Genomic DNA, 22,115 nt, shown 5'->3' with positions numbered 1-22,115 from the left:
CGCGAATACGGTGTGTCAGTGCCAGGTTCATTGCCTGACACTACGCATTCGCGAGCAAGCCCGCTCCCACACAAGCCAGCTCCCACATTTGGATCTCCGCGTATTACAAAGTGCCGAACCCCACCTGCACCGTCAGCGCCCCTTGGTTATCCCCCAGCCCAATCCCATACCTACCCTCCAGATCATCATTGATACACAGCTGCAATTCCCCCGTCTCCCCCGGCGGAACCTCTGCCAAATCCCCCACCAAAAACGGCGTCCCCCCACTGCCCACACGCCCAATCAACGCACCTTCATTGGCCCCCGGCAACGTATAGCCCGCCTTGGCAACCAACCCCGGGCTGCCATTGCCATCCACCATCCCGCCCACCGGGCTCGCCAGCCATTTGCCGCTCACGTAACGCACCAGGCGCGGGCTCGGCCCGCTGATCTGCACGCCGCTGCCTTGCCACGGCTGGTTGGCCTGCACCTGCACGGTCACGGCCTTGAGGTCGTTGCACAGGGTATCGCCGGCCTGGATCGACAGCGCCGCGATGGTCAGGCTCGGGTTGGACGTGCCGGTGCTGGGGAACACGCCGTCACCCACCAGGAACAGGTTGGCGTGGTCCCAACTGCGCTGGTACTTGTCCACCACCGAGGTCTTCGGATCGGCACCCATGCGGTAGGTGCCCATCAAATGCCCGGCGCCCTGGAACGAATAGGATTCGCCCTGGTAGACGAACACCCCCGGCGGGATGTCGGCGGTCAGTTCAGTAGCCCCGAGCAGTTCGGTGATGACGTGGCTGGCGAGGATGCGCGCCTGCTTGAAGCCCTCCTTGGTGTAGTCCGACAGGTCGTAGTGGATCTCCGGGCGCGGAATGCCCAGGCGGTCCTTGTATTGGCTGGACGGCACGATATAGCAGTTGGCGTTGTTCGGGTCGTCCTCGACTTGCTCCACCAGGAAGCCCACGCGAAATTGCCGGGTCAGCAGGTTGTTCAACTGTTGCACCAGCGCCGTGCCGAACAGCACTTGCGAAGTGCCGCCCGTGTCGGGCAACGGGTTGGTGCGGCTGACGTTGCTGCCATCGATGAGGTCGGCGACGGTGGTGTAGGGGTCGCCAATCGGCCAGTTGAAGCCTTCGTTGCCGATCTCGATCCGCCATGCCGCACGCTGGCTGCGAAACGCCCCGTCGCGCAGGCTTTCAATGCCCGACGTGGACACCGGCCCGCGATACGGGAACACCGTCTTGCCTTCGGGCATCAAGCCCCAGGCCAGGTAGATCGGGTGGTCCGCCAGGCTGCGGCCGACCTGGCCGCTGCTGTTGGCCACGCCGTTGGGCCAGGCGCTGCTGGTGGAATTGAGCAGCAGCTTGGGCGTCTCGATGGCATGCGCAGCGATCACATAACGCTGCCCGATGGCCACGCCGGTGCCGGTCGCCGGCCCGTCGCCCAGCTGATACTGGATGAACTCGATGCCACTGATGGTCTTGTCCGCCGCCACGGTGACCTTGCTCGCCACGGTCTTGTACAGGATGCGCACATTGCCGGTGTTGAGCGCGTTGTTCATCGTCACCGTGGCGTCGTACTTGGCCTGGATCGGGCAGATCGGCGTGCAGTTGGTGTTGCCCGCACACACGCGGCGCCCGGCATAGGGCTGGGAGTTGCGCCCGGCCGGGGTCGGGCTGACGACCAAGGGCAAGCCCTGGAACGACTGGCCCTGCACCGCGCTGACGAAGCTGCCGTCCACCAGTGACAGCGGGATGCTGGTCATCGGGAACTCATAGTTGGCGGGGAAGGTGATGCCCAGGTAGCCCTGGTCGGCCACGTTGGCCGCCACGCCGATTTCCGCCTCGGCGCGGCAATAGGCGCTTTGCAGGTCGTTGTAGCTGATCGGCCAGTCCACGCCGACGCCGTACAGCGACTTCAGGCGAAAGTCATTGGGCAGCATGCGCAGGCATGTCGCCACCCAATGCCAGGTGGTGCCGCCGCCCACGCGCTCGTAGGTGCTGGTAAACGGCAGCGGGCCTTTCTGCACCAGGTAGCTGACGTCGGGGTTGTTCCAGCCCAGGATCAGGTCGGCGATGGTCGCACGCGGTGCGTTCTGCTCGGCCGGGTTGCGCGCCGGGCTCAGGGTGCTGACGGGCGGATAGGGCGACTCCGGGGTTTTCAGGGTGGCGGTATAGAACCGCTCCAGGTACTGGTTACGGTTCGCCGGGATTTCCGGGCCGGACTCCAGCACCAGCACCTTCACCCCAGCCAGGCCCAGTTGATAGGCAATCAGGCTGCCCGCAAGGCCCGCACCGACGATCACTACATCCGCTTGTTCGGTACTCATGATGAGGCTCCTGGCTGACTGTTGGCGGTAACCCCGGTGAACTCCTCAAGACTCGGCGGTGCACTGTTCCAGTAGCCAAAGAAGAACTCGCTGTAGCCCATCGGGTGCGCCTGGGCGATGCTCCACGCCCAGCTTTGGGTGTAGGCCTCGGCGCTGACCACGGTTTGCTCATTCGCCGGGAATGCGCCCTGGGTATACGGCTGGTACCACACGCCGAGCAGCCACAGTTTCATGATCGCGCGCGCCGCCTGGGCGGTTTGCGTGGCGGCGGGCTGGCCGTTTTGCATAAGGATCGCGGTGCCGATCTGCTGCGGCGTTTGTTGCTCGGCCAGCAGCGACGCGTATTGGCCGAGCAGGGCGCCGAGCACGTTCTGCCCCAGGCGCGGGCCGATGAAATTGAGGAAGGTGGTGGGCAGGCCGATGGGGTCCACGGAGGGCGCCAGCAGTTCCTGATTGATCCCGGTGAGCACCACGCTCAGGCCGGTGAAGTTCTCGAGGTCGGTACTCATGGCTGGCTCCCTGTTGCCCCGGTGGATTGGGCGCGTTCGAGCAGGTAAGTGAAGTCGGCGAAGCTGGTGCGTGGCGACTGCGTGACGTGGGTCGCGGCATTGCCGTGGCAGGCGATGCAGCTGGACGACGCCTGGGGCACGCTGCCCTGGATGTAGGTCTCCAGCGTCGCATTGGCGAGGAACGACGGCGCCGGCTTGCCCAGGGGCACGGTGGCCGAGATCTGGCACGGCGGTTGGCCGCTGAGGGTCGGCCACTGGGTGCTTATCAACTGGTAGTTGGCCCACACGCTGTTGGGGTTCACCGTGCGCAGCAAGGTCTGGTAGGTGCTGTTCAGCGTCTTGGTGGCGTCGGTCAGCGGGATCTCGCGCACGATCTGCGACGGCGTCGCCTTCACGGCCGGGTTCCACGGGCGTGGCGGCGGCTGGTTGACCTCGGCGTGGCTGCTGGCGTTGTAGAACAGGTACGGGCCCTTGCGCTCGGCCGGAGGCGTGGTGTTTTCCGGCACATTGTCGACGTGCTCGAAGGTGGACCACACCCACTGCGGCGCGCTGGTGGTCTTGTGCACGATGTGCAGGCCGACCAGGCCCACCGGCTCGGCCGTGCAGGATTCGGCCACCACCGGCCCCTTGCTCGGGTCGCTGTTGCCCGGCGTATACACCAAGGCATCGACGGTGTGGAAACTGCCGGGTTTATCGTCGCCGTCCAGCACCTTCCACGAGGCCTTGACCATGATCGAGCCCACCTCACTGGTGCTCGGGTTGCCGCAACTGAACGCCACCGCATTGGTCGGGCTGGCGGCAAAAAACGCCTGCTGGCCCTGCACGCTGTACAGGCCGTTGTTGACGATGCCGTCGAACATCGACTGGTTCACCACGATTTCATTGCGTGTGTACACGCCGCTCTGGTCCACCAGCGGGCCGCTTTCAAAGGGTTGGATAAACTCGTCCAGTACGTCCGGGACCTTGCCCATCTGTTGCAGCAAGCGCCCGGAACCCTTGCCCTCACAGGCCGGCGGCACGGCCGCCGGTGCGCGAAATGGCTGCGGCTTCCGCCCCTCGGGCAGGAAGATCTGGTAACTCTCCCGGTAGCCTTCCCACACCGTGGCCGCGTCCTGCTGGCCGATCTGCACGCCGGAATTGGGGTTGCCGTCGGCCAGGGCTGGCCAGTTCAGCGCAATAAACGTCTGCCACGACATCTCGTCGAAGTTCTGTTGCAGGCTGGTGAGGGAAAACGGCGGGGTGGCCGTGACATCGAAGGGGATTTGCGTAGACAGCGTGGGGGCCGCGACGACCAGCGGGCTCAGCAATGCGCCGAACAGCGCGCAGCCGAACCCAGGCCGGGGGCGATGGGTTTCCTTTCTCATCGTGATCTCCTAGGCATCAGGCGCCAGGAGACAGTGGGTCCGTCATGGACTCTTCAATACGCCTCCTGGCACGTTGCTGAGCGTAGATAAGGCGGCGCAGGCCGGTGTATGGGCGGCTAGATTGTTTCGTAATAAGTCCAATTGCTCACTGCGTGACGCACTAGACACGTCAATACCCGCTGGGTATTCATTGAGACCTTATCCATATTGGACGGCCACACCCCCCAGGCGTCAGCCTGCACCCAATAACTATAAAAGAGGCGCAACCATGACCGTGCTATTGAGTGAGCGCAGCCAGATCTTCCAACGTGCCGATGCCTACGCGGTCTCCGACTACGTCAACCAGCACGTGGGCAGCCACTGCATTCGCCTGCCACCGCGCGGGCGCCCGCAGGCGAGCATCAGCCATCGCACGTTTTCCAGCCTGGACCTGTGCCGCATCAGCTACGGCGCGCCGGTGCAGGTCACGTCCGAGGCGTTGCAGACCATCTACCACCTGCAAATCCTCCTGAGCGGCCACTGCCGCTCCAATGCCCGTGGCGTCGAGCAGGTGTTCCAGCCCGGCGAGATCCTGCTGATCAACCCGGATGACCCGGTGGACCTGACCTATTCCGCCGACTGCGAGAAATTCATCATCAAGTTGCCGGTGCGCCTGCTGGAAAACGCCTGCCTGGAACAGCGCTGGACCTTGCCGCAACAGGGCATCCGTTTTGCCACGGCGCGCCATGCCCTGAGTGAGATGAGCGGCTTCCTGCAACTGCTGGGGTTGATCTGCCACGAGGCGGAAAACGCCGCCGAGCCCGAGGTGCAGGGCCTCTACGAGCGCATCGTGGCGAACAAACTGCTGGCGCTGCTGGCCAGCAATGTCCTGCGCGTGGTCCCGCCCGTGGCGCAGGGCGGCGGGTTCGAAGCGGTGCGCCAGTTCATCGAGGAGCACCTGACCGAAGACATCAGCGTCGAACAACTGATGGCCACCGCCAAGGTCAGCGAGCGCTCGCTCTATACCCTGTTTGAACGCCAGGTCGGCCTGTCGCCGCGTGACTATGTGCGCCAACGCAAGCTGGAGCGCGTGCACACACGCCTGCAACTGGCCACGGCGCGCAGCGTGACCGAGGTGGCGCTGGATCACGGCTTCGTGCACCTGGGGCGGTTTTCCGAGGCCTACCGCAAGCGCTTTGGCGAGTTGCCGTCGCAGACGTGGAAACGCCGCGCGCCCGGCGGATAGCGATTTGCAGCCAGCGGATATTGACGGTTGCAGCGTGCCCCTAGAGTGAAGGCGCCTGATACAAGAACAACCGAGGGCCTACCCCATGATAAGCACGCTCGACCGCCTCGCCCGGCAACTCGGCGAATCCGTCCAGGAAGACCCCGCCACCGGGGTCTTCCGTTGCCGCCGCGACATCTTCACCGACCCCGACCTGTTTGCCCTGGAGATGAAACACATCTTCGAAGGCGGTTGGATTTACCTGGCGCACGAAAGCCAAGTGCCCGAGATCAACGACTACTTCACCACCTGGATCGGCCGCCAGCCGGTGGTCATCACCCGCGACAAACACGGCACCCTGCACGGCCTGGTCAACGCCTGCGCGCACCGTGGCGCCATGCTCTGCCGGCGCAAACAAGGCAACAAAGGTTCGTTTACCTGCCCGTTCCACGGCTGGACCTTCAGCAACGCCGGCAAGCTGCTCAAAGTGAAGGACGCCAAGACCGGCGCCTACCCCGATAGCTTTGACTGCGACGGCTCCCACGACCTCACACGCCTGGGCCGCTTTGAAAACTACCGTGGCTTCCTGTTTGGCAGCCTCAGCGAGACAGTGCCGGAACTCAGCGATTACCTGGGTGAAACCCGCGTAATCATCGACCAGATGGTCGACCAGGCGCCCCTCGGCCTGGAAGTCCTGCGCGGCAGTTCCGCCTACGTCTACGACGGCAACTGGAAGCTGCAGATCGAAAACGGCGCCGACGGCTACCACGTCAGCTCGGTGCACTGGAACTACTCGGCGACCATGGGCCGGCGCAACTACGAAGCCGAAGGCACCCGCACCGTCGACGCCAACGGCTGGTCGAAAAGCCTCGGCGGGGTGTACGCCTTCGAGCACGGGCATATCCTCCTGTGGACGCGCCTGCTCAACCCCGAAGTGCGCCCGGTCCACGCCCACCGCGCGGCGCTTGCCGAACGCCTGGGCCGGGAGCGTGCTGACTTTATCGTCGAGCAGACGCGCAACCTGTGCCTGTACCCCAACGTCTACCTGATGGACCAGTTCTCCACGCAGATCCGTGTGGTGCGCCCGCTCGCGGTGGACAAGACCGAAGTCACCATCTACTGCATGGCGCCCATCGGCGAAAGTGCCGAGGAACGCGCCACGCGCATCCGCCAGTACGAAGATTTCTTCAACGTCAGCGGCATGGGCACCCCGGATGACCTGGAAGAATTCCGCGCCTGCCAGACCGGCTACCAGGGCGCGACCACCCTGTGGAACGACCTCAGTCGTGGCGCCAAACAATGGGTCGAAGGTGCCGATGAAAACGCCCGCGCCATGGGCATGCAGCCGCAGCTCAGCGGGATCAAGACCGAAGACGAAGGCCTGTTTGTGCGCCAGCACGCCCATTGGGCACAAAGCCTGCAACGCGCCATCCAGCGCGAGCAACAGAACCTGATCGCCAGCGACAAGGCGGTGCTGTCATGAGCGCCTCCCGTGACCGCCTGCTCGACTTTCTCTACTACGAAGCGCGCCTGCTGGATGATCGCCAGTGGGACGAGTGGCTGGCGTGCTACTCGTCCAAGGTCGAATACTGGATGCCGGCGTGGGACGACCACGACACCCTCACCGAAGACCCGCAGCGCGAAATCTCGCTGATCTACTACCCCAGCCGTGACGGCCTGGAAGACCGCGTGTTCCGCATCAAGACCGAACGCTCCAGTGCCAGCACGCCAGAGCCGCGCACCGCGCACCTGATAACCAACCTCGAAGTGCTGGCCGACGACGGCGCGCAGGTGCACTTGCGGTTCAACTGGCAAACCCTCAGCCACCGCTACAAGACCACGGACACGTACTTCGGCACCTCGTTCTATCACCTCGACCTGCGCGGCGAGCAGCCGCTGATTACACGCAAGAAGGTGGTGCTGAAAAACGACTACATCCATCAGGTTATCGACATCTATCACATCTGAGGACGCCCCCATGACGTACGCCATTGCCCTGAACTTCGAGGACGGGGTGACTCGTTTCATCGACTGCAAGGTGGGTGAGAAGGTCCTCGACGCGGCCTTTCGCCAACGTATCAACCTGCCCATGGACTGCTCGGACGGCGTGTGCGGCACCTGCAAGTGCCGCTGCGAAACCGGCGCCTACGACCTGGGCGACGACTACATCGACGACGCCCTCAGCGCTGCCGAAGCCGAGGAACGCCAGGTACTCACCTGCCAGATGGTGCCGCAGTCCGATTGCGTGATCGCCGTGCCGGTGCCGTCCAGCGCGTGCAAGACCGGCACCGCACAATTTGCCGCGACGCTGGCCAGCATCACCCACCACGCCGATGCAGCCGTGGAGGTGAGTTTCGAACTGCACGAAGCGCCGGTGTTCCTGCCGGGCCAATACGTGACTATCGGCGTGCCCGGCAGCGGCCAGACCCGCGCCTATTCCTTCAGCAGCCGCCCCGGCGAGCGCCGCGCGAGTTTCCTCATCAAGCAGGTGCCGGGCGGCTTGATGAGCGGCTGGCTGGCCCACGCCCAGCCCGGCGACGCGGTCTCGATGACCGGGCCACTGGGCAGTTTCTACCTGCGCGAGGTGGCGCGGCCATTGTTGCTGCTGGCCGGTGGCACCGGGCTGGCGCCGTTCCTGTCGATGCTTGAAGTGCTCGCCGAACGCCGGGAGGCGCGTACGATCACGCTGATCTACGGGGTGACCCGCGACCAGGACCTGGTGATGCTCGAGGCACTGCATGGCTTTGCCCAGCGCTTGCCGAACCTCAGCGTGGTCACCTGTGTCGCCGACCCGCAGACCGCGCACCCACGCCAGGGTTATGTCACCCAGCACATGCCCGGCGCAGCGCTCCACGACGGTGACGTCGACGTGTACCTGTGCGGGCCGCCGCCGATGGTCGATGCCGTGCGCGAGTACTTCAAGCGCCAGGGCGTGAGCCCGGCCAGCTTCCACTACGAGAAATTCACGCCCAACGCCATCGTCACCGGCGATGCCGCCTGAGGAGGCCCCTATGAATCCAAGGTTCAACAACAAGGTGGCGCTCGTGACGGGCGCCGCCCAAGGCATTGGCCGGCGCGTTGCCGAGCGTTTGCTGGAGGAGGGCGCCTGGCTGGTCGCCGTGGACCGCTCGGACCTCGTGCATGAATTGCAGCACGAACGGGCGTTGATCCTTACCGCCGACCTGGAGCAACACGCCGACTGCGCGCGGGTGATGGCGGCGGCCCAGGCGCGTTTCGGGCGCATCGATATCCTGGTCAACAACGTTGGCGGCACCATCTGGGCCAAGCCCTTCGAACACTACGCCGCGCCCGAAATCGAAGCCGAAGTGCGCCGCTCGCTGTTCCCCACGTTGTGGTGCTGCCACTGCGTGTTGCCCTACATGCTGGCGCAGGGCAGTGGCGCCATCGTCAACGTGTCGTCGATTGCCACGCGCGGTGTCAACCGCGTGCCGTATGGCGCGGCCAAGGGCGGGGTGAATGCCCTCACCGCGTGCCTGGCCTTTGAAACCGCCGGCAGCGGCATTCGCGTCAACGCCACCGCCCCCGGCGGCACTGAAGCACCGCCGCGGCGAATCCCGCGCAACAGCCAGGCGCAAACCGCACAGGAGCGCGTGTGGTACCAACAGATCGTCGACCAGACCCTCGCCAGCAGCCCGATGCAACGCTACGGCAGCATCGACGAACAAGCCGGCGCGATCCTGTTCCTCGCCTCTGACGAAGCCTCCTACATCACCGGCGTGACCCTGCCCGTAGGAGGCGGCGACCTGGGTTGAGCCTCCTTTGCACTCACAACAACAATAAAGAGAGCACTGCCATGCGTACCCATGACGTTCATTCAATCATCGATAATGCCCGCTTCAGCCGGTTCCACTGGATGGTGGTGGGCCTGTGTGCCTTGCTGCTGATCTTCGACGGCTACGACCTGTTCATCTACGGCGTGGTCCTGCCGTCCATCATGAAAGAGTGGGGGCTCACGCCCTTGCAAGCCGGGGCGCTGGGCAGTTATGCGCTGTTCGGCATGATGTTCGGCGCGCTGGTCTTTGGCAGCCTGGCGGACCGTTTCGGGCGCAAGAAAGGCATCGCCGTGTGCTTCGCCCTGTTCAGCGTGGCCACGGTGGTCAACGGCTTTGCCAGCAGCCCGACGGAGTTCGGTATCTGCCGGTTTATCGCCGGGCTCGGCTGTGGCGGGCTGATGCCCAATGCGGCGGCGCTGATGAACGAATACGCGCCGAAAAAACTGCGTAGCACCCTGATGGCGGTGATGTTCAGCGGCTATTCCCTGGGCGGCATGCTCGCGGCCAGCGTGGGGATTTTCATGTTGCCCAGTTATGGCTGGCAGTCGATGTTTTTCGCGGCGGCTGTGCCGTTGTTGCTGTTGCCGATCATCGTGTACTGGCTGCCGGAATCCATCGGCTTCCTGGTGCGCCAGGGTCGCCACGAACAGGCGCGGGGGTTGCTGATGCGCCTGTCGCCGGGCACGCGGATCGAGGCGGGCGATGAGCTGGTGCTCAACGATGTGAAAGCCAAGGGCGCCTCGGTGGTGGAGTTGTTCCGCCACGGCCTGGGCGTGCGCACGGCAATGGTCTGGGTCGCGTTTTTCTGCTGCCTGCTGATGGTCTACGCGCTGAGTTCGTGGCTGCCAAAGCTGATGGCCGGCGCGGGCTACAGCCTCGGTTCGAGCCTGTCGTTCCTCGTGGCCCTGAACCTCGGCGGCATGGCCGGGGCGCTGGTGGGTGGCTGGCTGGGTGACCGCTTGAACCTGATAAAAGTCATGATTGCGTTCTTCCTCACTGGGGTGGTGTCCATCAGCCTATTGGGGATCAACAGCCCGATGCCGGTCCTGTACCTGCTGATCTTCCTCGCGGGCGCTACCACCATCGGCACGCAGATCCTATTGTATGCCGCCGCCGCGCAACTCTATGGCTTGTCCATCCGCGCCACCGGCCTGGGCTGGGCGTCCGGCATCGGCCGCAATGGCGCAATCGTCGGGCCGTTGCTGGGGGGCGCGTTGATGTCGGCGGAGTTGCCGTTGCAACTGAACTTCCTGGTCTTTGCCATCCCCGGCGCAATCGCGGCGCTGGCGATGCTGACCTACGCCCTGAATGTGCGCCGGCCGCGCGAGCGCCTGGAGGCGGCTGGCGCGCGTTGAATTCCCCATCGTCGATAACAACAATTAAAAGAGCAACGACATGAATCAGCAGACCACCCAGCGACTCTGGCTGTCTCTACTCGGCATGCCCCTCGCCGCGACGGCGGCCGAGGGCGGCTTTTTCGAAGGCTCCAGCGCCACCTTGCAAGCGCGCAACTATTACTTCAGCCGCGACTTCTCCGACATCGTCGGCGCGAATAAACAGTCCAAGGCCGAGGAGTGGGGCCAGGGGTTTATCCTCACCTACAAATCCGGCTATACCCCGGGGCCTGTCGGCTTTGGCCTGGATGCGCTGGGCACCCTGGGCCTCAAGCTCGACAGCAGCCCGGACCGGGTCAATACCGGCTTGTTGCCGGTCAAGGACGACGGTCGCGCGGCAGACGACTACAGCCGCCTGGGCCTGACCTTCAAGGCGCGGCTGTCAGAGACCGAGCTGAAGGTCGGCGAATTGCAGCCCAACCTGCCGGTGCTGGCCTTCAGCGACATCCGCTTGCTGCCGCCGAGTTATCAAGGGGTGAATATCAGCTCCAGTGAGATCAAAGGCCTCACGCTACAGGCCGGCCACCTGACTACCACCAGCCTGCGCAACGAAGCCGGTGACGAGAAGATGCTCGCCATGCTCGGCCACGTGCCGCAGCGCAGCGCCGACAGCGATGCCTTCGATTATGTGGGCGGTGACTACGCCTTCAACGCCAACCGCACCAGCGTCAGCCTGTGGCGTGGCGAGCTGCAAGACATCTACGCGCAGAACTTCCTCGGCCTCAAGCACAGCCAGCCGCTGGGAAATTGGCTGCTGGGTGCCAACCTCGGTTACTACACGGCGCGGGAAGACGGCGAAAAACGCCTGGGCAAGATCGACAACCGCGCGTTTTTCTCGCTGCTATCGGCGCGGCACGGCGGCCACACGGTGTATGTCGGCTACCAGGCCATGTACGGCGACAGTGCGTTCCCCCGGGTGTTTGCCAACGTCACGCCGCTGGGCAACGAGGTGCCCACGTACGAGTTCGCCTACACCGACGAACGCTCCTGGCAGGCGCGGTATGACTACGACTTCGCCGCGCTCGGCGTGCCTGGGTTGATTACCACTCTGCGCTATATCAGCGGCGACAACGTGACCACCGGCGCGGGTTACGAAGGCCGCGACCGTGAGCGCGACCTCGACATCGGCTATGCCGTGCAAAGCGGCGTGTTACGCGGCCTGGGCATTCGTGTGCGCAATGTGATGGCGCGTTCCAACTACCGCAGTGATATCGACGAGAACCGGCTGATCTTCAGCTACACCTGGACCCTGCTTTAAACGCCGCCCTGGCACGTGCCCATCACCAGGTAATCGACGGTGTGCCGCACACCCTGGCTGTCGAGATACACCAGGGTGGCCGGCTCCACCTGGCAACTACCGGGCACGGCAGTGACGGACACCACACGCTGCACATCCGGCACGCCGTCGGTGGCGAACGCGCCGCTGGCGGCGAACAGCAGGATAAGGCTGCAACACTTGATATTCATGGGATGGCCCTCTGTCAGTAGGCTTCAGTTTAGCCAGCACAGCCCAGGGTTAAAGACAGGAGCGGGTAAATGACTCATACGTTTTACGTAGCAATCACGGGGCCGCGCTGATGGACCTGCTCCACGGCATGCAGGTGTTTGCACGGGTGGTGGACAGTGGCAGCTTTGCTGCCGCCGCCGAGTGCCTGGACCTGTCCGGCGCGCAGGTGTCGCGGTTGGTGTCCGACCTCGAGAAGCACCTGCAAACGCGCCTGCTGCAACGCACCACACGACGCCTGTGCCTCACCGAATCCGGCGAGCGTTTTCTGCTGCGTTGTCGTGACATTCTGGAAGACGTCCGCGAGGCCACAGCCGAAGCCCACGGCGCCCACCTCAACCCGCGCGGGCGCCTGCGGGTGCACTGCATGAGCGGGCTGGGCGTGCTCATCACACCCTTGATCGCGCGCTACAGCGCGCGTTACCCCGACGTGTGCATCGAGCTGAGCCTGTCCCAGCACAACCCGGACCCGCTGGAGGAAGGCCACGACGTGGTGATCTCGATTGCCCGTTCACTGCCGGACTCGGCATTGGTCAGCCAAACGCTCGGCCAGTTGTTCAGCGTGCCCTGCGCGGCGCCGCGCTACCTGCTTCAGCACGGCGTGCCCGAGCAGCCGGAGCAACTGATGCAACACCGGCGCCTGCACTTGCAGGACTTCCAGGAAGATGCCTGGCTGTTCCAAGGCGCGGCGGGCGACCTGGCCATCGCCCCGGGTGACACCTTCAGGACCAACGTGGCCGACGCCATGGTCAAGGCCACCCAGGAGGGCATGGGCATCAGCCTGCTGCCGTTGTTCAGTGTGCATCAGGCATTGCAGGACGGCTCGCTGGTGCGCCTGTTGCCGGAGCACCGCCTGCGTGAGCGCAGCATCTTCGCGCTGTACCCGTCGCGACGCTTCCTCGATGCCAAGGTGCGCACCTGGGTGGAGTTCCTGCAAGCGCAGCTGCCCTTGCTGCTGGACCAGCATGTGCGGGTGATTGACGACCCGGCATATGCGCGGCCCACGGCTCAGGCCGGTTTTTCCTCGGCGCTCAGCGATTCGGCGCGGAGGTAGCTGCGAAAGACATGGTCCCAGAGCGGTGACGACACCCCGAAGTTTTTCTCGATGCCCTTGCGGTGATGCAGGTCGTGGTTGGCCACCAACCCGGGGATAAAGCGGTAAGCCCAGTGCTCGGGGCGGTGCATCACGTAATGCAGGGAAATGTAGAAGAAGTAGCCGCTGAGCGCGCCGATAAACACTGACGTCAGCCCGGTGTACCAGGCAAACAGCAGCAGGGCGGCGAAGGTCGAACTGGTCTTCCAGCTCGACACACCGATATAGGCCAGCACGTCGACATGGTGGGTCCAATGCTCGCGGCGATACAGCGAGTGGAACAGGAAGCGGTGCGTCGAATACTCCACCAGCGTCCAGGCCAGCAGGCCCAGCAGCGCCAGGCCGGCGTCAAATGGCGCGAGGTAGAGGGCCAGGGCGATAAACAGCGGGACGCTGAAAAAGTCGAGGTAATATGCGACTGACGACATCAGCCATTTATTGGAAGCAGCCATGTGCGCAATATCCTTGTAGTGCCGATGGTTGGGGCGAATCGGCGGCGATTGGAGCACACATTGGCGCTTCCTTGCAGCAACCCTCAACCGGTCTTGCGGCCCTGTTCACCTTTGGCCAGGATCGCCGTGTATTCGCCGGGGTCCACGTCGTTGAGGTAGTAATTGCCGACGTGGTGCAGACGCCAGCGGATCGGGTCATGGGTGGTGTGCACCCGCGCATTGCGCCAGAAACGGTCGAGGTTCCATTTGCTCAGGGCGGAACTGGCGCCCAGCAGGGCGAAGATCTCGCTGGAGATTTTCAGCGCGGCACTGTCGGAGTGGGCGCGCACCGTTGCCACCGCGAGGATCAGCTCGCTTTGCAGGACCGTGTCGTGCTCATCCAGCAGATGCTGGTCAAACAGCCGGGCGGCGTCGCGCAGCAGGGATTCGGCAGCGCGCAGGGCCACGGCGAATTCGCCGATCTGGCGGATCACGTGGGGTTCTTCATAGGCGTGGTCGACGCCACTCTCCACCCACGGCCGGGCATGCTGGCGCAGGTAGTCGACGCCGGCCTGCAACGCGCCGGCAGCAATACCGGTATCGATGGCGGCGTGGAGGATCTGCGGGAAGGTCAGGCCGGTGCGTTTCATCGGGCCTTCGCGCAGCAGCACGAAATCGGGGTCGAGGATCACCTCGTCGAAGCGCACCGTGCCGCTCACCGAATGCTGCTGGCCGAAGGCGCGCCAGTCGTCCACCAGGGTCAGGCCCGGGGTGTCGCGGTGCAGCCAGATGCCGGCGCCGCCTTGCTCCGAGGCGGCGGCCAGCCAGATCCAGTCGGCCAGGTAGGCGCCGGTCGAATAGAACTTGCTGCCGTTGAGCACCAGTTGCCCGTCGGCGCGCCGCTCAACGCGGGTCTTCAAGGCAAATTTGTTTTTCCCGCCGACTTCGGCCAGGGCGTTGGCCAGGCGCTTGCCGGCCAACACGTCGCTGACGATGCGCTGGCGTGCCGTGGCGCTGTAGTCCTCAAGGATGCCGCGCAGCATCACGTAGTGAATCTGCAGCAACTGGCCGACGCCGCCATCGGCCGTGGAGATGATCCGCACCACCTCGACCTGGGTGTGTACCGAGGCGCCAAGACCGCCCAATTCGGTGGGCACGCCGATGGCGGTCAGCCCGTAATCGGAGAGCCACTGGGCCTGGCGGGCAGGGATTTGCTCGTTGTTCGCCGGGTCGCGGGCCAGCTCGGCGATGCGCAGGGCGGCCGCGCGGGCAGCGTCCAGGGCCTGGCGTTCGGTGCGTAGGGGCAGGGCGATGTCGCTCATGGGTAAACGTCTCGTTGGGCAGATGAAAAAAACACTCACGCCAGCCCTGAGCAAGTTCTGCGCCAGCGCGCATTGGCCCATGCGCAGGGGGCTTTGGCGCCACCCAATCGCGCGGGTTGTGGCATTGGCAGCAATGGCTGCTGGTGGCCTGCTGCGCTGGCAGCAGTCGGCGCTTTCTGAAACTTCGATATCAAATAAACTCTTTATAAATCAGCTAGATAGTTGGTTGGCATGGTCGTTGCGATGAGCTGCCCATCTACCCGCTAACGGGTCTTTCATTTGTGCTGACCGGAGTTCCCATGCCCATTGCCGCTGCCTTGCCTCCTTCCACCCTGGACACGTTGTGGTTCACCCGTTGCCCGGTGCCCACCGCTTCCGGTATTGCCTTCAAGCTCGGTTGGCTGGGCGAAGAGTTCGCCCGCGACGGTATCCGCGTCGCCACCTTGCAGGACGCCCTGCAACTGGGCCGTCATCACTACGATCACGAACTGCCGGGCCTGTTTCGTGAAGGCGGCAACGTGCCGGCCCTGGCCGCACGCGGCGCCGGCACACCGACGCGGTTGATCGGCCTGACCTGGATCGAGGAATGGCAAACCATCCTTGTGCGTCCCGACTCGGGCATTCGCTCGCCCGCCGACCTGCGCGGCAAGCGCCTGGCCCTGCCGGCCTGGGAAGCCGGGGATCGCCCCGGCAGCATCGCCCGCGCCATGAGCCTGTCCGGCTACAAGGGCGCGTTGGCGTTGGCCGGCCTGGACTTCAGCGATGTGGACCTGGTGGAAGTGGCCCTGCACCCGCGTGACGACAGCCTGCCGCCCGAGGCAGGTTTGCAGCGCCTGTGGTCGGGCCTCGACCACCTGGTGCGCGGTGAGGTGGATGCGGTGTACGTCAAAGGCGCCTCGGCCGCCGACGCCGCGCAGCGCCTGGGCTTGGTGGTGGGCATCGACCTCGACCAGGTGGCCACGCCACGCCAGCGCATTAACAACGGCACGCCGCGCCCGATCACCATTCACCAGAACCTGTTGGACGAGCACTACGACGTGGTGGTGCGGTTCCTCGCGCAAACCCTGCGTGCTGCCGATTGGGCCGCGCAGAACCTCGACGCCTTGCGCACCATCCTCGCCGAAGAAACCCGCGCCGCCAGTGCCGGTGTCGAGGCGGCTTATCGGGGGGATTTCCACACCTCGCTGCACCCGGACCTGTCGGCCGAGCGCCTGGACTACCTGGCGCTGCAAAAGAACTTCCTCTACCGCCACGGCTTCCTCGAGCACGATTTCGACCTCGCCCAGTGGGTCGCCCCGCAACCGCTGCAAGACGCCCGCGCACTGCTCAACCGTAGCCAAGGACAGTAAGCCCATGCCCGTACACTTTCGCTTCAACCGCCTGGCCTGGGCGATTGCCGGGGCCCTGGCGCTGCACGGTCAACTGGCCACCGCCGCCGAACCGGTGGCCAACGAGGCATTGCCCACGGTCACCGTCACCGCGCAGAAACGCGAAGAATCGCTGCAGGACGTGCCCTCGGCGATCTCCGTGGTCAGCGCCAAGGACATCGAAAGCACCGGTGGCGGCTTCAGCGCCGGCAAGGCCCTGCGCAACGTGCCCAATGCGATCGCGCCGGAGTTCGCCGGCCACCAGCGGCCGCGCTGGTATATCCGAGGCATGGGCTCCGGCGACATGGCCTCGACCACGGTGTACCCGGTGGGCATCTACACCGACGACGTGTACATCGACCCCCACGTGGCCACCGGTTTCCCGCTGTATGACATGGAACGCGTTGAAGTCCTGCGTGGCCCCCAGGGCACCCTGTGGGGCAAGAACACCACCGGCGGCGCGATCAACTTTGTCTCGCGCAAACCGACCTTCGAAGACCCTGCGGGCTACTTCAAGGCCGATGCCGGCAACTACAACGCCCAGCTGTATGAAGGCGCCTACGGCGGCACCTTGCTCAAGGACAAGCTGGCCGGGCGCGTGGCGTTCATCGACCAGAGCAGCGACGGCCAACTGAAAAACCAGGTGGACGGCCACACGGTGGGCGACATCCACGACCAAGCCCTGCGCCTGCAACTGCTGGCGCAGATCAACGACGACCTGCAAGCCACCCTGCAACTGCATGCCCGCGACTACAAAGGCCAGGGCATCGCCACCCGCGCCTGGGGCGCAGGGGCGGGCGGCAACACGTTGTTCGGCCCGGCGCCCAAGCCGAACACCGGCCACGCCGCGTTTACCGGCAAGGCCGACGACCGCATCCAGCACAACGGCGTGCAACTGGCGTTGAAGTGGGACCTGGGCGAGCTGCAACTGGACTCGATCACCGCGTTCGACGACATCCAGGAAAAAGCCCAGGGTCCGAACATGAGCATTTACGAATTCGGCCGCTCCTATTCCGATGACCACTGGAAGCAGGCGTCCCAGGAACTGCGCCTGTCCTCGGCAAAGCACCAGGCGGTCAGCTGGATCGTCGGCACCCACCTGTTCCACGAACAGCTGGACAGCGCTTCCAGCAGTGCCTTGCTGCCGGCCGACTACAACCAGGCGTATGGCGTTGCCGATTACGGCAAGACTTCGATTGACCAGAGCACCGACAGCTTCGCGATTTTCGGCAGCACCACCTGGCAGGTCAGCGAGCCCTTGAGCATCACCACCGGCCTGCGCTGGACCCGCGAAACCAAGGACATCGACCTGCAACGCGTGGCCGCACCGGGCAGCGACTCAGTGTCGTTCGCCAGCGCCGACCAGTGGTGGAAGCACTACACCGGGCCGCTGGCGACCACCGTGGTGCAGGACGAAAAACGCACCTGGAACAAACTCACCTACGACATCACCCCCGAGTACCAGCTCAACGACAACGCCCGGGTGTACTTGCGTTATGCCAAGGGCTTCCGCTCCGGTGGTTTCAGCGGCGGCGCGCTGGTGCAGGCCGAAGCGTCGGTGGTGGCACCGGAAAACGTCGATGCCTACGAACTGGGGATCAAGAGTGAATGGTTTGATGAGCGCCTGACCGCCAACGCCAACGTCTTCTACTACGACTACTCGGACATCCAGGTCAACGCCGTGTCGGTGCGTGACGGCCAGGTGGTGTCGCTGCTGACCAACAGCGGCAAGGGCGTGATTCGCGGCGCCGAGTTCGAACTTGAAGCGCTGCCGCTCACCAACCTGCACCTGAACGCCTCGGCGGGCCTGTTGCACACCGAGTTGCAGGACTTCGAATCCGGCGGCGTCGATTACTCCGGCAACCGCATCGCCCGGTCGCCGTCACGCACCCTGGCCGTGGGCGCCAGTTACCGCATCCCGCTGGACAACGGCGACGCGCTCAACTTCGGCAGCGACTGGCGCTACCAGAGCCGTATCTACTTCCTGCCCACCGCCCAGCAAGACCACAGCGTGTCCCAAGGCGGCTACACGCTCGGCAGCGCCAGCGCCACCTACCACTTTGGCGGGCGCCTGGACCTGGACCTGACGGCCTACGTCAACAACCTCACCGACAAACAATACAAGACCGACAGCGTGCCCTTGCCCTTCGATGTGGCCTGGGACGCGCGGGGCGACCGGCGCACCTTTGGTGTCAGTGCGCTGACCCGTTTCTAGGGCCATGCCCTGGCGTGCATCCCTGAGCCTTTTTTGGAGAGACAAGCATGACGATCAAACTCTTGTGGTACCTCACCACCCCCGATGGCCCGTACCCGTGGGAGGAAGCAGGGCGCTGGGTGACCGGTTTCGAACAGCTCAAGCAGATTGCCGTGGTCGCCGACCGCCTTGGCTATTACGGCTCGCTGCTGGGCACCAGCCCCAATTCCAACCTGGCCACGGCCGCCGCGTTGATCGATGCGACCAAACGCCTGCGGTTTCTGATTGCGCAGTACCCCGGCGAACTGTCGCCAGCGGTGTTGGCCAAGTGGGCGCTGAGCTTCGACCAGTATTCCGGTGGGCGTTTGCTGCTCAACCTGGTCAATGGCGATGACAGCGGCCTGGCGGCCTTGGGGGTGCATTTCCCCCACGACGAGCGCTACGACTTCAGCCGCGAATACTGGCGGGCCTTTCGCAGCGTGTACGCGGGTGAAACCCAGGGTTTTACCGGTAAATACATCAACCTGGCCCCCCGCGACCCGGCAGACGCCGATCACCCGTTGGGCGGTTGGCTGGCGCCGACGCAAGCCGCGCCCATCGAGTTCTGGGGCGCGGGCACATCGGACGCCGGTGTGGCCCATTCGGCCGACCTGCTCGACGTGTACCTGAGTTTTGCCGACACGCCGCCACGCCTGGGGGACAAGTTCCGCCGCGTCGGCGCCGAGGCAGCCACGCGTGGGCGCAGCCTGCGGTTCGGCACGCGCTTGCAGATCATCGTGCGCGAGACCGCAGAGGAAGCGTGGGCCCACGCCGAGCGGTTGTTGCAGCGCACCTCCCTGCAAACCGCCCTCGACGGCGTGGCCGGGCAATTGCCCCCCGGCGCAACGCTGGAGACGTACGTCAGCGACGATCCCCAGGTGCAACGCAACCTGCAAACCCTGCGCGAAGGCCGTCTGCCCACGGCGCGGGAGCTGGAGATCTACCCCAACGTATGGGTCGGGCCGAGCCTGTTTGGTTTCGACCTCCTGCGTCCGGCAGCTGGGACCTATCTGGTGGGCAGCGCCACCCAGGTGGCCGAGCGCTTGCGTGAGTACCAGGCGCAGGGCGTGTCGGCGTTCATCCTCTCGGGTTATCCGCTGATCGATGAAGCGCAGCGCGTGGCGGACCTGCTGTTCCCGTTGCTGGAGCTGGATCACGGTTTCGACATCCCGCTGTTGTCGACGAGGTGAGCCCGATGCTGTGCTTACCCTGGCGTGCCTTGGCCGCCAATCGACAAGTGCGCCACGGCGCCGGCCTGAGCCTGCTGGTGATCGGCCTGGCACTGGCCGGGCCGCTGCTGGCGCCCCATGGCGCGAGTGAACTGCTCGGCCCGGTGTACGGCGCGCCGAGCACCAGCGCGCCCCTGGGTTACGACTACCTCGGGCATGACGTGCTGTCACGGGTGCTGGTAGGCGGTTGGAGCGTGGTGTGGATGGCGTTGGCGGCCGCCTCGCTGGCGTTGCTGGTGGGCGCGGGCCTGGGGTTGCTGGCGGGGTTTTCCCGGGGGCCGCTGGACCGTTTGATCCGCTGGAGCGCCGACCTGTCCCTGGCGTTTCCCGAGCTGATCCTGGTGCTGCTGGTGGTCTCGCTGCTGGGGCGCGAGCCGTGGCTGATCGTGCTGACGGTGGCCTTCGCGTTCCTGCCCGGCATGATCCGCCAGACCCGCGCCAGCACCCAGGCCGTGGTCGAACAGGAGTTCATCGAAGTACTGCGGGCCATGGGCTTGCCGCGCCGCCATTTGCTGCTGCGCGAAGTGCTGCCGAATATCCTCACGCCCATGCTCGTGCATTTCGGCAGCATGCTGACCTGGGCCATCGGCATCTTGTCGGGGCTGAGCTTTCTCGGCTACGGCGTGGCGCCGCCGGCGGCGGATTGGGGCCTGATGATTAGCGAAAACCAGGGCGGGTTGGTCCTGCAACCCTGGGCCGTGCTGGTGCCGGCGCTGCTGATTGGCGTGTTCGCCTACGCCAGCAACATGCTCGCCGAAGGCATCGGCCGGGTGCGCGCCGGGGTACTGGAGCACACGCCATGACGCCGCTGCGTGTGCAAGACCTGCGGGTGCAACTGGACAGCGGCAAGGCGGTGGTTGCCGACATCCATTTTGCGCTGGAGGCGGGAGAAATCCTCGGCCTGGTGGGGGAGTCCGGCTCGGGCAAGACCACACTGGCCACCGCGTTGCTGGGCCATGTGCGCAAGGGCGCGCGCATCAGTGGCGGGCAGGTGCTGGTCGCCGGCAGCGATCTGCTCGGTTTGCAGGGCGAAGCGTTGCGCCAGGCCCGGGGCGGCGTGATCGCCTATATCCCCCAGGACCCGGCGATGGCGCTCAACCCGGCGCTGCGCATCCTCAGGCAGTTGCAGGAAACCCTGGCCGCCCATGCGCCACAGCTGTCGCCGGAGGCACGCCAGCAGCGCCTGCGCGACACCTTGCAGCAAGTGGGGTTGCCGGATGACGAGGGGTTCCTCAAGCGCTTTGCCCATCAATTGTCCGGCGGCCAGCAGCAGCGGGTATTGCTCGCCCTGGCGTTTATCCTGCGCCCGCAGGTGGTGGTGCTTGATGAACCGACCACCGCGCTGGACGTGACCACCCAGGCGCATTTCTTGAGTGCCTTGCGCCAATTGTGCAAAACCCAGGGCGTGGCGGCGGTGTACGTGTCCCATGATTTGGGGGTGGTCGAGTCCCTGGCCGACCGGGTGATGGTGCTGTACGCCGGCAGGGTGGTGGAATGCGCCGAGACCGCGCAGTTGTTTCGCCAGCCGCAACACCCCTACAGCCAACGCCTGCTGGCGGCGGCACGGCTGGCGGCGCGGCCGCTGGAGGACCTGGCGCAGCAGCCGCTGTTGTTGGAAGTCGATGAGCTGGCGGTGAGTTATGCCGGGCGGCGCGTGGTTGAAGGGGTGAGCCTGCACGTGCGCCGGGGCGAATGCCTGGCCTTGGTCGGCGCCTCGGGTTCCGGCAAAAGCAGCGTGTCCCGCGCGCTGGTCGGCTTGGCCCAGGAAGCGGCAGGGCGCCTGCGATTTGCTGGTGCGCCGCTGAGTCTCGAGGTCGGCGCACGCTCGTCCGAGCAACGGCGGCGCATCCAGTACATCTTCCAAAACCCCCTGCGCGCGTTGAACCCGCGTCACACCGTGGCGCAAAGCCTGGCCACGCCACTGCGGCACTTCTTCGGTCTGCACGGCACGGCATTGCGCGAGCGTATCGAGCAAGCCCTGGCCCGCGTGGCCTTGCCGGTGGCGATTGCCGATGCCTACCCCGGCAGCTTGTCCGGTGGCGAGCGCCAGCGCGTGGCGATTGCCCGGGCGTTGGTGTGCGAGCCGAGGTTGCTGATTTGCGATGAAATTACCTCGGCGCTGGATGTGTCGGTGCAGGCTTCAATCCTCGAATTGCTGCGGGGTTTGCAGGCGGAGGGGATGGTGTTGGTGTTTGTCACCCATGACCTGAATGTGGTGCGGGCGATTGCGGATCGGGTGGTGACACTCGAGGCCGGACAGTTGATTTAACGGATGTACGCGGGCTAAAAATGTGGGAGCGGGCTTGCTCGCGAAAGCGGTGGATCAGTGAATGTATCTTTGACTGACACACCGTATT

Annotated in this window: 20 protein-coding genes; 14 read left to right on the top strand and 6 right to left on the bottom strand. The window is 65.0% G+C overall.

Annotated features, from left to right (window positions below):
* Positions 1 to 103 precede the first annotated feature (103 nt).
* The 3 genes from NUV89_RS16635 to NUV89_RS16625 are packed head-to-tail and all read right to left on the bottom strand — an operon-like array spanning position 104 to position 4,187.
* Entirely contained in the window at positions 104 to 2,314 is a 2,211-nt protein-coding gene (locus tag NUV89_RS16635; RefSeq protein WP_257782192.1) for a GMC family oxidoreductase, read from the bottom strand.
* The gene (locus NUV89_RS16630) at positions 2,311 to 2,823 is read right to left on the bottom strand and encodes a sorbitol dehydrogenase (protein ID WP_257782191.1); all 513 of its coding nucleotides are present in this window, start codon (positions 2,821 to 2,823) and stop codon (positions 2,311 to 2,313) included. Before NUV89_RS16630 ends, NUV89_RS16635 begins: the two co-directional genes overlap by 4 nt.
* On the bottom strand, positions 2,820 to 4,187 hold the full coding sequence (locus NUV89_RS16625) for a cytochrome C (protein ID WP_257782190.1): 1,368 nt from the start codon (positions 4,185 to 4,187) through the stop codon (positions 2,820 to 2,822). The genes NUV89_RS16630 and NUV89_RS16625 overlap by 4 nt, the downstream gene beginning before the upstream one ends.
* A gap of 268 nt (positions 4,188 to 4,455) precedes the next feature.
* Between NUV89_RS16625 and NUV89_RS16620 the strand changes: the two genes are divergently transcribed.
* The 7 genes from NUV89_RS16620 (at position 4,456) to NUV89_RS16590 (ending at position 11,837) form a co-directional block, all read left to right on the top strand.
* Positions 4,456 to 5,412 (top strand): AraC family transcriptional regulator, encoded by a 957-nt coding sequence (locus NUV89_RS16620; protein WP_257782189.1) that lies wholly within the window; start codon positions 4,456 to 4,458, stop codon positions 5,410 to 5,412.
* Positions 5,413 to 5,497: 85 nt separating this feature from the next.
* Entirely contained in the window at positions 5,498 to 6,874 is a 1,377-nt protein-coding gene (locus NUV89_RS16615; RefSeq protein WP_257782188.1) for a Rieske 2Fe-2S domain-containing protein, read from the top strand.
* Positions 6,871 to 7,359, top strand: coding sequence for a benzoate 1,2-dioxygenase small subunit (gene benB / locus NUV89_RS16610; RefSeq protein ID WP_257782187.1), 489 nt, complete (start codon positions 6,871 to 6,873; stop codon positions 7,357 to 7,359). The genes NUV89_RS16615 and benB overlap by 4 nt, the downstream gene beginning before the upstream one ends.
* Before the next feature lie 10 nt (positions 7,360 to 7,369).
* Positions 7,370 to 8,392: a benzoate 1,2-dioxygenase electron transfer component BenC gene (benC, locus tag NUV89_RS16605; protein WP_257782186.1), complete on the top strand. Its 1,023-nt coding sequence runs from the start codon at positions 7,370 to 7,372 to the stop codon at positions 8,390 to 8,392.
* A gap of 10 nt (positions 8,393 to 8,402) precedes the next feature.
* Entirely contained in the window at positions 8,403 to 9,164 is a 762-nt protein-coding gene (locus NUV89_RS16600) for a 1,6-dihydroxycyclohexa-2,4-diene-1-carboxylate dehydrogenase (protein WP_257782185.1), read from the top strand.
* A gap of 41 nt (positions 9,165 to 9,205) precedes the next feature.
* Positions 9,206 to 10,540, top strand: a complete 1,335-nt coding sequence (locus tag NUV89_RS16595; RefSeq protein WP_257782184.1) for an MFS transporter — start codon at positions 9,206 to 9,208, stop codon at positions 10,538 to 10,540.
* A gap of 40 nt (positions 10,541 to 10,580) precedes the next feature.
* Entirely contained in the window at positions 10,581 to 11,837 is a 1,257-nt protein-coding gene (locus NUV89_RS16590) for an OprD family porin (RefSeq protein ID WP_257782183.1), read from the top strand.
* Here the strand turns inward: NUV89_RS16590 and NUV89_RS16585 are convergent.
* Positions 11,834 to 12,046: a DUF2790 domain-containing protein gene (locus NUV89_RS16585; RefSeq protein ID WP_257782182.1), complete on the bottom strand. Its 213-nt coding sequence runs from the start codon at positions 12,044 to 12,046 to the stop codon at positions 11,834 to 11,836. The two genes, NUV89_RS16590 and NUV89_RS16585, sit on opposite strands and share 4 nt — an antisense overlap.
* A 110-nt stretch (positions 12,047 to 12,156) precedes the next feature.
* Here NUV89_RS16585 and NUV89_RS16580 point away from each other — a divergent pair, with 110 nt between their 5' ends.
* A complete protein-coding gene (locus NUV89_RS16580; RefSeq protein ID WP_257782181.1) occupies positions 12,157 to 13,137 on the top strand; it encodes a LysR family transcriptional regulator in 981 nt (326 codons plus the stop codon).
* On the opposite strand, the gene NUV89_RS16575 is transcribed toward NUV89_RS16580, so the two are convergent.
* Both NUV89_RS16575 and NUV89_RS16570 read right to left on the bottom strand, forming a co-directional pair.
* Positions 13,092 to 13,628, bottom strand: a complete 537-nt coding sequence (locus NUV89_RS16575; RefSeq protein WP_257782180.1) for a sterol desaturase family protein — start codon at positions 13,626 to 13,628, stop codon at positions 13,092 to 13,094. The two genes, NUV89_RS16580 and NUV89_RS16575, sit on opposite strands and share 46 nt — an antisense overlap.
* 83 nt (positions 13,629 to 13,711) lie before the next feature.
* Positions 13,712 to 14,929: an acyl-CoA dehydrogenase family protein gene (locus NUV89_RS16570; RefSeq protein WP_257782179.1), complete on the bottom strand. Its 1,218-nt coding sequence runs from the start codon at positions 14,927 to 14,929 to the stop codon at positions 13,712 to 13,714.
* On the opposite strand from NUV89_RS16570, the gene NUV89_RS16565 reads away from it, so the two are divergent.
* The 6 genes from NUV89_RS16565 to NUV89_RS16540 are packed head-to-tail and all read left to right on the top strand — an operon-like array spanning position 14,928 to position 22,027.
* A complete protein-coding gene (locus tag NUV89_RS16565) occupies positions 14,928 to 15,176 on the top strand; it encodes a hypothetical protein (RefSeq protein WP_257782178.1) in 249 nt (82 codons plus the stop codon). The genes NUV89_RS16570 and NUV89_RS16565 overlap by 2 nt on opposite strands.
* 52 nt (positions 15,177 to 15,228) lie before the next feature.
* Entirely contained in the window at positions 15,229 to 16,278 is a 1,050-nt protein-coding gene (locus NUV89_RS16560) for an ABC transporter substrate-binding protein (protein ID WP_257782177.1), read from the top strand.
* A 4-nt stretch (positions 16,279 to 16,282) separates the two neighbouring features.
* Positions 16,283 to 18,511 carry a TonB-dependent receptor gene (locus tag NUV89_RS16555; protein ID WP_257782176.1) on the top strand — a complete coding sequence of 743 codons (2,229 nt, stop codon included), beginning with the start codon at positions 16,283 to 16,285 and terminating at the stop codon, positions 18,509 to 18,511.
* A 47-nt stretch (positions 18,512 to 18,558) separates the two neighbouring features.
* A complete protein-coding gene (locus NUV89_RS16550; protein WP_257782175.1) occupies positions 18,559 to 19,719 on the top strand; it encodes an LLM class flavin-dependent oxidoreductase in 1,161 nt (386 codons plus the stop codon).
* A 5-nt stretch (positions 19,720 to 19,724) separates the two neighbouring features.
* The gene (locus NUV89_RS16545) at positions 19,725 to 20,561 is read left to right on the top strand and encodes an ABC transporter permease (protein WP_257782174.1); all 837 of its coding nucleotides are present in this window, start codon (positions 19,725 to 19,727) and stop codon (positions 20,559 to 20,561) included.
* A complete protein-coding gene (locus NUV89_RS16540) occupies positions 20,558 to 22,027 on the top strand; it encodes an ABC transporter ATP-binding protein (RefSeq protein WP_257782173.1) in 1,470 nt (489 codons plus the stop codon). The genes NUV89_RS16545 and NUV89_RS16540 overlap by 4 nt, the downstream gene beginning before the upstream one ends.
* Positions 22,028 to 22,115: the final 88 nt, after the last annotated feature.

Source organism: Pseudomonas sp. 18.1.10 (assembly GCF_024655625.1).
Taxonomy (GTDB): Bacteria; Pseudomonadota; Gammaproteobacteria; order Pseudomonadales; family Pseudomonadaceae; genus Aquipseudomonas.
The sequence above is the reverse complement of the archived record's forward strand: the minus strand, read 5'-3'. Positions and strand labels throughout refer to the sequence as shown.

What these genes read in the sequence shown, in the direction of transcription:
- NUV89_RS16635 (WP_257782192.1), bottom strand. Translation starts at nt 2,314, where the DNA reads ATGAGTACCGAACAAGCGGATGTAGTGATCGTCGGTGCGGGCCTTGCG.
- NUV89_RS16630 (WP_257782191.1), bottom strand. Translation starts at nt 2,823, where the DNA reads ATGAGTACCGACCTCGAGAACTTCACCGGCCTGAGCGTGGTGCTCACC.
- NUV89_RS16625 (WP_257782190.1), bottom strand. Translation starts at nt 4,187, where the DNA reads ATGAGAAAGGAAACCCATCGCCCCCGGCCTGGGTTCGGCTGCGCGCTG.
- NUV89_RS16620 (WP_257782189.1), top strand. Translation starts at nt 4,456, where the DNA reads ATGACCGTGCTATTGAGTGAGCGCAGCCAGATCTTCCAACGTGCCGAT.
- NUV89_RS16615 (WP_257782188.1), top strand. Translation starts at nt 5,498, where the DNA reads ATGATAAGCACGCTCGACCGCCTCGCCCGGCAACTCGGCGAATCCGTC.
- benB (WP_257782187.1), top strand. Translation starts at nt 6,871, where the DNA reads ATGAGCGCCTCCCGTGACCGCCTGCTCGACTTTCTCTACTACGAAGCG.
- benC (WP_257782186.1), top strand. Translation starts at nt 7,370, where the DNA reads ATGACGTACGCCATTGCCCTGAACTTCGAGGACGGGGTGACTCGTTTC.
- NUV89_RS16600 (WP_257782185.1), top strand. Translation starts at nt 8,403, where the DNA reads ATGAATCCAAGGTTCAACAACAAGGTGGCGCTCGTGACGGGCGCCGCC.
- NUV89_RS16595 (WP_257782184.1), top strand. Translation starts at nt 9,206, where the DNA reads ATGCGTACCCATGACGTTCATTCAATCATCGATAATGCCCGCTTCAGC.
- NUV89_RS16590 (WP_257782183.1), top strand. Translation starts at nt 10,581, where the DNA reads ATGAATCAGCAGACCACCCAGCGACTCTGGCTGTCTCTACTCGGCATG.
- NUV89_RS16585 (WP_257782182.1), bottom strand. Translation starts at nt 12,046, where the DNA reads ATGAATATCAAGTGTTGCAGCCTTATCCTGCTGTTCGCCGCCAGCGGC.
- NUV89_RS16580 (WP_257782181.1), top strand. Translation starts at nt 12,157, where the DNA reads ATGGACCTGCTCCACGGCATGCAGGTGTTTGCACGGGTGGTGGACAGT.
- NUV89_RS16575 (WP_257782180.1), bottom strand. Translation starts at nt 13,628, where the DNA reads ATGGCTGCTTCCAATAAATGGCTGATGTCGTCAGTCGCATATTACCTC.
- NUV89_RS16565 (WP_257782178.1), top strand. Translation starts at nt 14,928, where the DNA reads ATGGGTAAACGTCTCGTTGGGCAGATGAAAAAAACACTCACGCCAGCC.
- NUV89_RS16570 (WP_257782179.1), bottom strand. Translation starts at nt 14,929, where the DNA reads ATGAGCGACATCGCCCTGCCCCTACGCACCGAACGCCAGGCCCTGGAC.
- NUV89_RS16560 (WP_257782177.1), top strand. Translation starts at nt 15,229, where the DNA reads ATGCCCATTGCCGCTGCCTTGCCTCCTTCCACCCTGGACACGTTGTGG.
- NUV89_RS16555 (WP_257782176.1), top strand. Translation starts at nt 16,283, where the DNA reads ATGCCCGTACACTTTCGCTTCAACCGCCTGGCCTGGGCGATTGCCGGG.
- NUV89_RS16550 (WP_257782175.1), top strand. Translation starts at nt 18,559, where the DNA reads ATGACGATCAAACTCTTGTGGTACCTCACCACCCCCGATGGCCCGTAC.
- NUV89_RS16545 (WP_257782174.1), top strand. Translation starts at nt 19,725, where the DNA reads ATGCTGTGCTTACCCTGGCGTGCCTTGGCCGCCAATCGACAAGTGCGC.
- NUV89_RS16540 (WP_257782173.1), top strand. Translation starts at nt 20,558, where the DNA reads ATGACGCCGCTGCGTGTGCAAGACCTGCGGGTGCAACTGGACAGCGGC.